Here is a 13,278-nt window from a genome sequence, read left to right as displayed (position 1 = left end):
GTCGTCTCTCTTTTTGCAGATAGGCCCCCGAGGATCGGAGGCTGGGGATGAAAAGATAATTGGGGTTATTGCGCCGCCACCGTTTCGGGACGGGCGGACAGCGTTTCGATCTGGGTCGATGTCGTCGCTTCGGAAAAGCTGGCATCCGCCCCGTAAATGTCGCGCGCCACACCGGTGGTCAGCTGCGCGGGCGTGCCGTCAAACACGATCCGCCCCTGCCGCATGCCGATCACGCGGTCGCAATAGCGACGTGCGGTGTCCAGCGTGTGCAGGTTCGCGATCACCATGCGCCCGTCCTGTTCGTGGATATCCCGCAGCGCCTGCATCACCAGCTGTGCGTTCATCGGATCAAGCGAGGCAATGGGTTCATCGGCCAGAATAATCGTGGGGTCCTGCATCAGTGCGCGCGCGATGGCGACACGTTGCTGCTGCCCGCCCGACAGGGCCTCGGCGCGTTTGGGCGCGTGCTCGGCAATGCCCAGACGGTCCAGAATATCGATGGCGCGGATGATGTCGCCTTCGGGGTAGAGGTTGAACATCGTCGCCAATGTCGACCGGCGGTTCAACGTGCCGTGCAGTACGTTCGACACCACATCCAGACGCGGCACCAGATTGAACTGCTGAAAGATCATCGCGCAATGGGATTGCCAGTCGCGCTTCTCGGCCCCGCGCAGCTTGGTGATGTCGCGCCCGTTGACCAGAATCTCGCCGGAACTGGCAGGGGTCAGGCAATTCATCATCCGCAGCAGCGTCGACTTACCGGCACCGGAACTGCCAATGATGCCAATCATCATCGGGCGGTCGACGGAAAAGCTCGCTGCGTGAACGGCTGTATTCGCGCCAAATTTTTTTGTGACGGCTTGAAGCTGAAGCATTCGGTTCCCCTTTTTTCGGGGAACCTAGGGCGGCATTAATTCACATTCGTTTCAGCTTTATGAAAGTTTCACGACAGCGGAACCTTTCACGATCCTCGTCTATTTCAGGCCGGTAGAGCCGAACCCGCCGTCCCCGCGCGTGGTATCGGACAAGGCATCGACCTCGAGACAGACGTATTGTTGAACCTGCGCAATAACAGCCTGCGCGATCCTATCCCCGTGCCGGATAACGAAAGGCGCATCCCCTACATAGTACAGCCCGACCATCACCACGCCGCGGTAATCCTCATCCACCGTGCCGGGCGCATTGGGAATCAGAAACCCGTGCTTCAACGCCAGGCCCGACCGTGGCCGGATCTGCATCTCTGTCCCGCGCGGCAGCTCGACCGAGAACCCGATAGAGATCAGACTGATCTGCCCTTTCACAAATTCCATCGGCCCGTCGGGCAGAAAGGCCCGCAAATCCATCCCCGCCGCCCCGGCAGTGGCATAGGACGGCAGCGGCAGATCATCATTGCCGCTGACCCGTTTGAATTTGATCTCGCTCATCATCCGCTCCACCGCACGCGTGCTTTCCAAATGGTTTTAAATCCTCGCCGAAGGCAAGAAAACTCTAGCTCAACGCCTCTGCAATGCGCGCGGCCAACTGCTGTGCCACCTGATCCTTGCCCATGCGCGGCCAGCTTTCGGCACCCGCATCCGTGATCAGGGTCACAGCATTTTCCGCCCCGCCCATAATGCCTGTCCCCGGTGAGACATCATTCGCAACGATCCAGTCGCAGCCTTTGCGCAGCCGTTTCGCCGTGGCGTTTTCAACGACGTCATTCGTCTCCGCAGCAAAGCCCACGACCAGCTTGGGCCGCCGCACCCCCGCCGCGCTGACGGTTTTCAGAATATCGGGATTTTCCGCAAAGCTCAGTACCGGCAGCCCGTCTTTCGATTTCTTGAGCTTTCGATCACTGGCACTGGCCATGCGCCAATCCGCCACCGCCGCGGCGAATACGCCTGCGTCGACGGGCAAGGCGGCCTCTACCGCCTCCTGCATCTGCTGCGCCGTTTGCACGCGGATCACCTCTACCCCGTCGGGCGGGGGCACGTCGGCAGGGCCAGTGACAAAGATCACCTGAGCCCCCAACGCCGCCAACGCGCGCGCGATCGCTGTGCCCTGCGCGCCCGAGGACCGGTTCGCGATATAGCGGACAGGATCAATCGGCTCATGCGTCGGGCCGGAGGTCACCAGAATACGCCGCCCCTTCAGCGGACCATCGGCCAGCTGCGCCTCTACCGCGGCGACGATCTCAAGCGGTTCGGACATGCGCCCGGGGCCGAATTCCCCGCAGGCCATATCACCATCATTCGGGCCGACCACATGGATGCCATCACCGCGCAGGGTCGCAAGGTTGCGTTGCGTCGCGGGGTGGTCCCACATGCGCACGTTCATCGCCGGCGCAATCAGCACCGGCGTATCTGTCGCCAACAATAGGGTAGAGGCCAGATCATTCGCCACGCCGCTCGCCATCTTGGCCATCAGATCCGCCGTGGCAGGAGCCACCACAACCAGATCCGCGACACGGCTGAGCTGGATATGTCCCATCTCGGCCTCGTCACCCAGATCGAACAAGTCGCGATACAGCTTCTGCCCCGCCAACGCCGAAACAGACAAAGGCGTTACAAACTCTTCGCCCGCGCGGGTCAGCACGGGCGTCACAGTGGCCCCGCGTTCGCGCAGGCGACGGATCAGATCAAGGGATTTGAAAGCGGCAATGCCGCCCCCGATTATCAGCAGAATATGTTTGCCAGCCAGCATGATCGCCCCCGTCGTCGGTATTCGTCCCGACCATAGGGGGGCGGTTCATTTTCCGCCAGCCCGTTCCTGCGGCAGAGCGCGCAGACCGCGGGATCATATCTGGGGGGTCACATCAGGAAATGGCGCACCTCGGAGGATTGTGTCTCAAGCGTTTTGCGCATCTTGCCAAAGGCCGCGGCCTCTAGCTGGCGCACGCGTTCTTTCGACAGGCTCAGCTCGGCACCCAGACTTTCAAGCGTGCGTGGCTGATCGCGCAGCTTGCGTTCGCGCACAATGAATTGTTCGCGTTCGTTCAGGGCCTGCATCGCCGACAAGAGCCAGCTGCGCAGCGTCAGCGTGTCGTGGCTTTCCTCGACACGTTCGGCGGCCTGCGCACTGTCATCGACCAGCGCGTCGATCCACTCGCGGCCCTCATCCTCTGCCGATTGCGTCGCGTTCAACGAAAAGTCAGAGCCGGACAAACGCCCTTCCATCATCTCGACGTCATGCATCGGCACGCCAATCTCGGTAGAGATCATCTGACGCAGCTGATGCTTGTCCAGGGACTCGCCCGCGGCCTGGGCCTCGCGCTCAAGGCGTGCCTGTACACGGCGCATGTTGAAGAACAGCGATTTCTGAGAGGACGTAGAGCCGGTGCGCACCATCGACCAGTTGCGCATGACGTGATCTTGAATGCTCGCCTTGATCCACCAGACGGCATAGGTAGAAAAGCGCACCCCGCGGTCGGGGTCGAACTTGTCGGCAGCTTTCATCAGGCCCAACCCGGCCTCTTGGATCAGATCGTTCATCGACGCGCCATAGCGCTTGAATTTACCCGCCATCGAGATAGCTAGACGCATGTAAGCTGTGATCAGCCGATGCAGCGCTTCCTCGTCGCGTTCGTCCCGCCAGGCATAGGCAAGCTTCAGCTCTGTCTCCGCATCTAAAAGCTCTGCTTTCATTGCGGTGCGGGTCAAAGAAAATTCACGTGATTGCGCCAGCGTCATGATGTCCATCCCTACTATTGAGGCACATCTGTCTGCGCCTTTTCATCTAAACGCGGAAAACCGCCAGTTGGTTCACGCGGAATCAAAAAAGAATCGGCTTTTTTCCGCGCAGCTTGCTTTGACTTTGTGACAATGACGCTAAATAAATCGCAAACCACTGGGCAAATAAGGCGCGCTGATCATGACTATCTGGCATTGGGTGCGCCACGGCCCGACCCACGAGAAAAACTTTGTCGGCTGGCGCGATGTCCCTGCCGATCTGTCCGATGTCGCGCAGCTCGGTCGGCTCAACGCGCATCTCCCGCAGAGGGCCGTGATGGTATCCTCGGACCTCATCCGCGCTTCTGCCACCGCCGATACGCTGGCCTCTGCCAGCCGCCTGCGCCTGCCCCATGACCGCGACCTGCGCGAGCTTGACTTCGGGCTGTGGGACGGCATGCACGCCCGCGATGTATCGCAAAACCACCCCGAGCTCAGCCGCGCCTATTGGACCACCCCGGGTGACATCGCCGCTCCCGAGGGCGAAAGCTGGAACGACGCGGCCCGCCGGATCAACGCCGCCGTTGACCGGATCACACAGGCCCATCCGAACACAGACATCATCGCCGTGGCGCATTTCGGCGTGATCCTGACACAGGTCCAACGCGCGCTTGGCGTGGATGCCCATGCCGCGATGGCCCATAAGATCGACAACCTGTCGGTCACGGATATCCACATCACCCCGCAGGGGTGGGACATCGGCACGATCAACCATCAGGTCTGACGGCCCCGCCCCTACCTTCATTTTGCCAATTAAACTCAAATCCCGCGCTTTCCACGTTCGTTAACGCTTATTAAACACCCCCGCCCTACCCCTGAGGTATCGCAAGACATCAGGGGTAGAATGGTCGCACGGGCATATACGGTCGCATTCCAGGGCATCGACGCGCGCATCGTCGAGGTGCAGTGCGCGCTCTCTGCTGGCATGCCCGCCTTTTCAATCGTGGGCCTGCCCGACAAAGCGGTGTCGGAAGCGCGCGAAAGGGTCCGCGCCGCGCTTGGTGCGATGGCCATCGCCCTGCCTAGCAAACGGATCACGATCAACCTCAGCCCTGCCGACCTGCCCAAAGAAGGCAGCCATTTCGACCTGCCGATCGCGCTGGCCCTGCTGGGGGCGATCGATATCCTGCCGAATGATGTCATCCAAAGCACCGTCGCCTTGGGCGAACTGTCGCTGGACGGGAGCCTGATCCCCGTGATCGGCGCGCTGCCTGCGGCGATGGCTGCGGCGGAAAACGGGCGTAGCCTGCTTTGTCCCGCTGCCTCTGGTGCCGAAGCGGCATGGGTCGGCAATGCGCAGGTGATCGCGGCTCCTAGCCTCGGCGCGGTGGTGCGGCATTATACCGGCCAAACCCCGCTGCCGCCTGCCACACCGGGCGAAGTCTCTCAAAGCCCCAGCCAGCATGACCTGCGTGATGTCAAAGGTCAGGAACGCGCCAAACGCGCCTTGGAAATCGCGGCCGCGGGACGTCATCACCTGATGTTTGTCGGCACGCCCGGCTCGGGTAAATCCATGCTGGCGGCGCGTTTGCCCTCCATCCTGCCCCCGCTGACCCCACAAGAGGCGCTCAGCACCTCTATGATCCACTCGCTTGCCGGGCTTCTGGATGACGGCGGCATCTCGCGTCTGCGCCCGTTCCGCGAACCGCACCACACGGCGTCTATGGCGGCGATCATTGGCGGCGGGCGGCTGGCCAAACCGGGGGAGGTCAGCCTCGCCCATAACGGCGTGCTGTTCATGGATGAATTTCCCGAATTCCCCCGCACCGTGCTGGAAACCCTGCGCCAACCCGTCGAGACGGGCGAGGTGATGATCGCCCGCGCCAATGCACATGTGAAATACCCATGCAAATTCATGCTCGTCGCCGCCGCGAATCCCTGCAAGTGCGGCTATCTCAGCGATCCGTCCCGCGCATGCAGCAAAGCCCCCGCTTGCGGTGAGGATTATATGAACCGCGTCTCGGGCCCGCTGCGCGACCGCTTCGACCTGCGCATAGACGTGCCGCCCGTGGGCTATACCGACCTCGACCTGCCCCCCAGTGCGGAAGGCTCGGCGGAAGTCGCCCAAAGGGTGCAAGCCGCACGCCGCCGCCAGCACGACCGCTTTGCCGACCATCCCACAGCGGCACTGAACGCAGATGCCGAAGGGGACCTGTTGGAACAGATCGCCGCCCCGGATACGGAGGCGCGGCAGCTGCTGTCCCGCGCGGCAGAGCGGTTTCACCTATCGGCACGTGGGTATCACAGGGTATTGCGTGTGGCGCGCACCATCGCGGATCTGGACGGGGCCGGCGACGTGCGCAAACCGCATCTGGCCGAAGCGCTCAGCTTTCGGTTGCCGTCGGTGGCAGTTGCGTGATCCAGCGCGCCAATGCGTCCAGCGTGGCCCGCGCTTCGGGCAAGGTATTGTGGAAGATCGGCCAGACGTGGGGCAGGCCATGCTCCTCTTCCAACGACGCGCTAACACCTTGATCCCGCAAATGCGCTGCCATCCGGCGCGCGTCATCGCGTAGAATCTCTGTGGAACCGACAGTGATCCAGACTGGCGGCGCCTCCGGATAGCTCGCAAGCAAGGGGCTTATATCGGGATCTCGGGGGTCGGCACCGGCCAGATACATCTCTGCCATAAGACCGGCCTGCGCGGCGGGCAATACGGCCTCTCGTGCCGCATTCTCGCGGAAGCTGGCCCCCTCGTGCAGAAAATCGGTCAGCGGTGAAAAGGCAAAAAGCGCGCGCGGCAGGGGGCCACTGCCCGCACAAAGCCGGCTAAGCAGATTGAACGCCAGCGCGCCGCCCGCGCTATCGCCGCCGACAATGATATTCTGCGCCGACACACCGCTGTCGAGCAACGCCTGATAGGCCGCCGCGACATCTTCGATTGCGGCGGGAAACGGCGCTTCGGGGGCAAGACGGTAATAGGGCAATACCGCCACAGCCCCCAGACGCTGCGCCAAGGCCCCCAGCATCGCGCCGTGGGTATCGGGGCTGCCAAACACGAAACCGCCCCCATGAATGTAAAAGATCACCAGATCAGAGCGTGTCTGCGCAGGGGTCACCCGCAGAACCTCGCCCGCGCCAACCAAGCGGCTGCGGGTGATCTGGGTGCCGCGCGGTGCGCGAAACAGCAGCCGCGCGGTCTTCGCAAAATCACGACGTATCTTGTGCACATCACGCGTGCGCGCCAGCTTGCGCTTCTCTACCAAACGTAAATAGCCGTTCAGCAGAGGGCGCAGCACGCTCATGCGCGCTTACGCTCGATCGCTTCCCATATCTTAGCCGCGATATTGGCGCCGTCGAAACGTTCCAGTTCTTGTATGCCCGTGGGGGAGGTCACGTTGATCTCTGTCAGATAGTCGCCAATGACATCGATGCCGACGAAAATCTGCCCCTTCTCGCGTAGCAACGGGCCGATGGCGGCGCAAATTTCAAGGTCACGCTCTGTCAGGCCGACCTTCTCGGGGCGGCCGCCCACATGCATGTTCGACCGGGTTTCCCCCTCTGCCGGGACGCGGTTGATGGCCCCGACGGGTTCGCCATCCACGAGAATCACCCGTTTATCGCCCTTGGACACAGCAGGCAGGAATTTCTGTACGATCAACGGCTCGCGCGAGAAACCGGTGAACAGTTCGTGCAAAGAGCTGAGGTTGCGATCATTCGTGTCCAGACGGAAGACCCCCGCGCCCCCGTTCCCGTATAGCGGCTTGAGGATGACATCCTTATGTTTCGCCTTGAACGCTTTGATCGTGTCCAGATCACGGGCGATTGTGGTGGGCGGGGTCAGCTCCGGGAAATCGAGCACCAGCAGTTTTTCGGGGTAGTTCCGCACCCAGAACGGGTCATTCACCACCAGCGTTGTCTCTTTCAGACGGTCCAGCAAATGGGTCGAGGTGATGTAATGCATGTCGAACGGCGGATCCTGCCGCAGCCAGACCACGTCGAAATCCGCCAGATCAACCTCGCGTTCAGGCCCCAAGGTGGCGTGATCGCCCTGCACCCTCTGCACGGTCAGATCATGACCCCGCGCGGTTATGCGCCCCTCTTGATAGGCGAGGTGATCGGGGGTGTAGTAGAACAGCGCGTGCCCGCGCGCCTGTGCTTCCTCGGCCAGGCGAAAGCTGCTGTCCGCGTTGATGTTCACGTCCCCGATCGGGTCCATCTGAAAGGCGATTTTCATAAGGGGTCTCCCTGTTGTTCCTTTCTAGATGGCGCAGCAGGGCGTGGGGTGCAATGGGTCAGTCGTGCCCGAAGGCGTTTTCAAGGATACGCAGGTCACCGGTCTGATCGACCAACGCCACGTCAAACCGCACATCCGTCAGCGCGCCTTTGGGTTCGCCGCCAATGAATTCTTCGGCGGATCGATAGATACGGCGCATCTGTTTCCGGTTCAGACGCTGCAGGGCGCTGTCATGGCTTTTGCTTTTCTTCACTTCGACAAAGACGATCCCGTCGCCGTCGCGCATGATCAGATCAATTTCGCCTGCCTTACCGCGCCACCGTTCGTGTGCCAGATCAAAGCCGCGGCGGCGGTAGTCATCCGAGACCTGCAGTTCAGCCGCACGACCTGCGTGATAGGAAACAGCGCCTTGAACGGATTTCGCCAATGTCGTCAGTGTGTCGGTCATCTTAGGTTTCTTTCCCCAGTTCCAATGCCGCCTGATACACCTGTCGGCGCGGCACATCATATGCCTGCGCCACCATATCGACGGCATCGCGCATCGAATTCGTTTCCAATGCGTTCGCAAGGTCAGAGGTTAGATCACTTTCGCTAACAGCCGGTAAACGCCCGCGATCGATCAGCACAACAATCTCGCCCTTCGGGGCTTTACCGCTGTAGTGTTCGGTCAACTCATCCAGGGTACCGCGCTGAATTTCCTCGAACTTCTTGGTCAGCTCGCGACAGACAGCCGCCGGACGTTCCGCGCCCAGCGCCTGTGCGGCATCGCGCAGCATCGCCCCCACCCGCTTGGGTGATTCGTAGAAAACCAGCGTGCCTTGGACCTCTTTCAACTTTTGCAGCGCCGTGAGCCGTGCGCCTTTCGCATTGGGCAGGAACCCTGCGAAAAAGAAGGCATCCGTCGGCAGCCCTGCCAAAGCCAGCGCGGTCAGCACCGCCGAGGGGCCCGGGGCGCAGGTCAGCATGAGCCCTGCCTCGCCGACACCGCGGGACAGTTCGAACCCCGGATCCGCGATCAGCGGCATGCCAGCCTCAGAGGCATAGGCGACGGATTGCCCATCGCGGATCGCGGCGACAAGCTTGTCCTGCACGCCACTGCCCGAATGGTCGTGCAGCGCCACAATCTGCCGCCCGTTGAGAGGCACCCCATGGATATCCATCAACTTACGCAGGCTCCGCGTGTCTTCCGCCGCCAGCACATCAGCCGAGGCCAGCACGTCGAGCGCCCGCAAGGTTATGTCGCGGGCAGAGCCGATCGGCACCCCGACAAAGTAAAGCCCCGCCGCAAGGGGAATCTTTTGGTAATTCAAGCTGGACCCGCCTTTCGCACCCTCTATGATCAGTGCATATGTCCCCGGGGCCATCGCCGCCGACCTGCCACCAATGGAGTGACACTGTTATGATCGCTGTTTTCAACATCCTTCGCAAGCCACTGCGGCTTTTGATCCTGCCACTGATCGCATTGGCGCTTGCCGCCTGTGAACCTGTGGCGCTGACCAATATGAACGGGTCCAAGGGCCCCAAAGTCGACTCGAGCAAACCTATTCCGGTGGCCTTGCTGATCCCGCGTGGCGGTTCGGCGGCAGATAACCAGCTGGCGCAAGAGCTTGAGAACGCCGCGCGTCTGGCGATCCGCGATCTGGGCGGCGTGCAGATTGACCTGCGGGTCTATGGCACGGGCGGCAATGCTGGCACTGCGGGCACCGCGGCGGCGCAGGCTGTCACCGACGGGGCTCAGATCATTCTGGGGCCGCTTTATGGCGAGGCCGCAAATGCGGCGGGTAACGCGGTTGCCGCGCAGGGCGTGAATGTCCTGTCCTTCTCGAACAACCCCAGCATCGCGGGCGGCAATGTCTTTGTGCTGGGTCAGAACTTTAACGACACCTCCAACCGTCTGGTCCGCTACGCCAAGAGCAACGGAAAAGACAAGATCCTCGTACTGCACGGTCAGGATCTGGCCGGTCAGCTGGGCCGCGATGCCATCCTCAAGGCGATTGCCGCAAACGGGGCGACCTCTGCCGGTACGGTTGATTACGCGCTGAGCCAAGAAGCCGTAATGTCTGCCGTGCCGCGCGTGAAAGCTGCCGTAGAAAGCAACGGGGCGAATGCGATCTTCCTGACAACATCCTCGGCCAGTGCCCTGCCGCTCTTCGCACAGATGCTGCCAGAGGCAGGGATCAGCGGTGCCACCACGCAGTACATCGGTCTGACCCGCTGGGACATCCCGCCCCAAACGCTGGCCCTGCCCGGCGTGCAAGGTGGCTGGTTCGCCCTGCCCGATCCCGGTGCGACAACCGCATTTTCGCAGCGCTATGCCGCAGCCTATGGCGACACACCGGGCCCGATCGCAGGTCTGGCCTTTGACGGGATCGCAGCCGTGGGGGCCTTGGCGAAATCCGGCAAATCCGACGCGTTGTCCGCGGCACGTCTGACCCAAGGCGCGGGCTTCCGCGGGGCGAGCGGCGTGTTCCGCCTCAAGGCGGACGGCACCGCCGAACGCGGCCTTGCCGTTGCCACGATCCGCAACCAGCAGGTCGTCATCATCAGCCCTGCCCCCCAAGCCTTTGGCGGGGCCGGTTTCTAAGGGACGCCTTTTGTGAAACCCCTTGTTGCACCAGCAGAATCAGGTGAGGCCACCGCGCGTCACCTGATCAGCACCCCCAAACGCATCTTTGACGAAGCGGCTGTTTCCGCCGCGCTCAAGGACGTGCTGGACGGTTTGACCGATCCGGCAGAGATACAGGCCGCCGCCGTCGCCGTTCTGCAAGACGCGCAAAAGAACGGGCGTGCCGAAATCGCCCGCGCCTTTGCGGCGTCACCGTTCAACGCGCGCCCCATGACGTCGGCCTATTGCTACCTCACCGATCAGCTTGTCCGCACGACCCTGCAGATCGCCGGACAACGGCTCCACCCGGTTGACACGCTTGGCCCGAACGACCGGCTCGCCGTGATCGGCGTCGGCGGGTATGGCCGCGGAGAGATGGCCCCCTATTCCGATGTGGACCTACTGTTCCTCATCCCCCAGACGCCCAGCCAGCGCACTGAAAACCTGATCGAATCCATGCTCTACATGCTATGGGATCTCAAGTTGAAGGTCGGCCATTCCACCCGCACCATCCGCGACTGCGTGACCCTTGGCCGCGAGGATTTTACGATCCAGACAGCCCTGCTGGAGCACCGCTTTATCGCCGCCGATGTGGCTTTGGCGCAGGATTTGGATGAAACGCTCAAGACCGATCTTTTTGCAGGCACCGGTCGCAGCTTTATCGAAGCCAAGCTGGAGGAACGCGACGCGCGGCACCGCAAGCAGGGTTTACGTTATGTGGTCGAACCCAATGTCAAAGAGGCCAAGGGCGGCTTGCGCGATCTGCAATCGTTGTTCTGGATCGCCAAACATATCTACAGCGTCGAACATGCCGCCGATCTTGTCGACCGCGGCGTGTTTCTAGAGGAAGAATTCAAGACCTTCGTCGCGGCCGAGAATTTTCTTTGGGCGGTACGCGGACACCTGCACCTCATTTCAGGACGCGCGACCGAACAGTTGACCTTTGACATGCAGGTCGCCGTGGCCGAGGCGATGGGATACCGCGACACGCGGGGCCGCCGCGGGGTCGAGGTGTTCATGCAGGCCTATTTCCGCCACGCCACCGAAGTGGGCGAGCTGACGCGCATCTTCCTCACCAAGCTCGAAGCCTTGCACGTCAAGGCCGAACCCCTGCTCGAACGTATCTTTCGCCGTCGCCCCAAGCTGCGGGACGGCTATGAGGTCGTGGGCGGGCGGCTGGCCGTCACCGATGGCAAGGCGTTCATCAGCGACAAGCTGAACCTGCTGCGCATCTTCGAAGAGGCATTGCGCACCGGCATGTTGATCCACCCCGATGCGATGCGTCTGGTCAAAGCGAACCTCGCCCTGATCGACGACGACATGCGCAACACGCCCGAAGCGCGGCGGATCTTCCTTGATCTGATGCTGAAACACGGCAACCCCGAACGCGGCCTGCGCCGGATGAACGAACTGGGCGTGCTGTCGGCCTTCATCCCCGAGTTTGAACCCATCGTGGCGATGATGCAGTTCAACATGTACCACAGCTATACGGTGGACGAGCATACGATCCAGTGCATCACAAACCTTGCCCTGATCGAGAAGGGCGAGCTGGAAGAAGACCTGCCCGTCGCCTCGTCGATCCTGCAACGTGGGGTGAACCGCAAGGTGCTATATGTGGCTCTCTTGCTGCATGATATCGCCAAAGGCCGCCCCGAAGACCATTCGATCCTCGGAGCCCAAATGGCCCGCAAGATCGCGCCCCGTCTGGGCCTCAACAAGGCCGAGGTCGACACGGTCGAATGGCTGGTGCGCTACCACCTGCTGATGTCGGATATGGCGCAAAAACGCGATATTTCCGATCCGCGCACCGTGCGGGACTTTGCCAAGGCGGTGCAGACCGTCAAACGGCTTGATCTGCTGTGTGTGCTGACCGTCTGCGATATCCGCGGCGTCGGCCCGAACACATGGAACAACTGGAAAGCCGTGCTGATCCGCGGGCTCTACCGGCAAACCAAACGCGCGCTTGAAACCGGGCTCGAAGACCTCAACCGCGAGAACCGCGGCGCGGGGGCCAAAAAGGCCCTGCGTGCGGCCCTTGCCCATTGGCCGCGCAAGGATCTTCAGGCCGAGACCGCACGCCACTACCCGCCCTATTGGCAGGGGCTTCATACGGCATCGCAGGTGGTATTCGCCGAACAGCTCCGCGATATTCAGGACGGTGAAATCCGCATTGATCTGCACCCTGACGATGACCGCGACGCCACCCGCGCCTGCTTTGTCATGGCTGACCACCCGGGCATCTTTGCACGGCTCGCCGGTGCGCTGGCGCTGGTCGGGGCCAATGTCGTCGATGCCCGCAGCTATACCACCAAGGACGGCTGGGTGACCGATGCGTTCTGGATCCAGGACGCCGAGGGCAACCCCTACGACGTCTCGCGCCTGCCACGGCTGCGGCAGATGATCTCCAAGACGCTCAAGGGTGAAATTCTGGCCCGCGATGCGCTGAAATCCCGCGACAAGGTGAAAAAGCGCGAGAAAGTGTTCAAGGTGCCCACGCATATCACCTTTGATAACGAAGGCTCCGAGATCTACACGATTATCGAGGTGGATACCCGCGACCGCCCCGGCCTGCTCTATGACCTCACGCGGTCGCTGTCTGAATCCAACGTCTATATCGCCAATGCGGTGATCGCGACCTATGGCGAACAGGTGGTCGATACCTTCTACGTCAAGGATATGTTCGGGCTGAAATACTATACTGAAAGCAAACAAAAGACGCTCGAGAAACGGTTGCGTGCGGCGATCATCGACGGTGTTGCGCGGGCGCAGGACTGACATCGGCGCTTTCGCGC

Annotated in this window: 12 protein-coding genes; 4 read left to right on the top strand and 8 right to left on the bottom strand. The window is 61.8% G+C overall.

All coding sequences use genetic code 11. The annotated features are described in order from the left end of the window. Positions 1 to 65 precede the first annotated feature (65 nt). The 4 genes from phnC to ACNQ62_RS14665 form a co-directional block, all read right to left on the bottom strand. On the bottom strand, positions 66 to 875 hold the full coding sequence (gene phnC, locus ACNQ62_RS14680) for a phosphonate ABC transporter ATP-binding protein (RefSeq protein WP_184583266.1): 810 nt from the start codon (positions 873 to 875) through the stop codon (positions 66 to 68). A gap of 99 nt (positions 876 to 974) precedes the next feature. Then, the gene (gene dut, locus ACNQ62_RS14675) at positions 975 to 1,424 is read right to left on the bottom strand and encodes a dUTP diphosphatase (protein ID WP_418095149.1); all 450 of its coding nucleotides are present in this window, start codon (positions 1,422 to 1,424) and stop codon (positions 975 to 977) included. A gap of 64 nt (positions 1,425 to 1,488) precedes the next feature. Continuing rightward, positions 1,489 to 2,682 carry a bifunctional phosphopantothenoylcysteine decarboxylase/phosphopantothenate--cysteine ligase CoaBC gene (gene coaBC / locus ACNQ62_RS14670; RefSeq protein ID WP_064216354.1) on the bottom strand — a complete coding sequence of 398 codons (1,194 nt, stop codon included), beginning with the start codon at positions 2,680 to 2,682 and terminating at the stop codon, positions 1,489 to 1,491. A gap of 107 nt (positions 2,683 to 2,789) precedes the next feature. Then, positions 2,790 to 3,677, bottom strand: a complete 888-nt coding sequence (locus tag ACNQ62_RS14665) for an RNA polymerase factor sigma-32 (RefSeq protein ID WP_418095148.1) — start codon at positions 3,675 to 3,677, stop codon at positions 2,790 to 2,792. Positions 3,678 to 3,849: 172 nt separating this feature from the next. On the opposite strand from ACNQ62_RS14665, the gene ACNQ62_RS14660 reads away from it, so the two are divergent. Together ACNQ62_RS14660 and ACNQ62_RS14655 are read left to right on the top strand one after the other, a co-directional pair. Then, a complete protein-coding gene (locus ACNQ62_RS14660) occupies positions 3,850 to 4,431 on the top strand; it encodes a histidine phosphatase family protein (RefSeq protein WP_348001348.1) in 582 nt (193 codons plus the stop codon). A gap of 120 nt (positions 4,432 to 4,551) precedes the next feature. Next, the gene (locus ACNQ62_RS14655) at positions 4,552 to 6,066 is read left to right on the top strand and encodes a YifB family Mg chelatase-like AAA ATPase (RefSeq protein ID WP_180828650.1); all 1,515 of its coding nucleotides are present in this window, start codon (positions 4,552 to 4,554) and stop codon (positions 6,064 to 6,066) included. On the opposite strand, the gene ACNQ62_RS14650 is transcribed toward ACNQ62_RS14655, so the two are convergent. The 4 genes from ACNQ62_RS14650 to rsmI are packed head-to-tail and all read right to left on the bottom strand — an operon-like array spanning position 6,032 to position 9,191. Next, positions 6,032 to 6,949, bottom strand: coding sequence for an alpha/beta hydrolase (locus ACNQ62_RS14650; RefSeq protein WP_418095147.1), 918 nt, complete (start codon positions 6,947 to 6,949; stop codon positions 6,032 to 6,034). The two genes, ACNQ62_RS14655 and ACNQ62_RS14650, sit on opposite strands and share 35 nt — an antisense overlap. Continuing rightward, positions 6,946 to 7,881 carry a glutathione synthase gene (gene gshB / locus ACNQ62_RS14645; protein ID WP_418095146.1) on the bottom strand — a complete coding sequence of 312 codons (936 nt, stop codon included), beginning with the start codon at positions 7,879 to 7,881 and terminating at the stop codon, positions 6,946 to 6,948. Before gshB ends, ACNQ62_RS14650 begins: the two co-directional genes overlap by 4 nt. A 58-nt stretch (positions 7,882 to 7,939) precedes the next feature. After that, positions 7,940 to 8,329, bottom strand: coding sequence for a YraN family protein (locus ACNQ62_RS14640; RefSeq protein ID WP_005851276.1), 390 nt, complete (start codon positions 8,327 to 8,329; stop codon positions 7,940 to 7,942). 1 nt (position 8,330) lies between these two features. Then, positions 8,331 to 9,191, bottom strand: coding sequence for a 16S rRNA (cytidine(1402)-2'-O)-methyltransferase (gene rsmI / locus ACNQ62_RS14635; RefSeq protein ID WP_260004764.1), 861 nt, complete (start codon positions 9,189 to 9,191; stop codon positions 8,331 to 8,333). A gap of 89 nt (positions 9,192 to 9,280) precedes the next feature. On the opposite strand from rsmI, the gene ACNQ62_RS14630 reads away from it, so the two are divergent. Together ACNQ62_RS14630 and ACNQ62_RS14625 are read left to right on the top strand one after the other, a co-directional pair. Beyond that, entirely contained in the window at positions 9,281 to 10,465 is a 1,185-nt protein-coding gene (locus ACNQ62_RS14630) for a penicillin-binding protein activator (RefSeq protein ID WP_418095145.1), read from the top strand. Between the two features lie 12 nt (positions 10,466 to 10,477). Then, positions 10,478 to 13,261: a [protein-PII] uridylyltransferase gene (locus tag ACNQ62_RS14625; RefSeq protein ID WP_317937590.1), complete on the top strand. Its 2,784-nt coding sequence runs from the start codon at positions 10,478 to 10,480 to the stop codon at positions 13,259 to 13,261. The last annotated feature ends 17 nt before the right edge of the window (positions 13,262 to 13,278 follow it).

The sequence above is a fragment of the Sulfitobacter sp. SBS6 genome, from assembly GCF_048285585.1.
Taxonomy (GTDB): Bacteria; Pseudomonadota; Alphaproteobacteria; order Rhodobacterales; family Rhodobacteraceae; genus Sulfitobacter; species Sulfitobacter pontiacus.
Note: the sequence above shows the minus strand (reverse complement) of the source record. Positions and strands in the feature narration are given on the sequence as shown.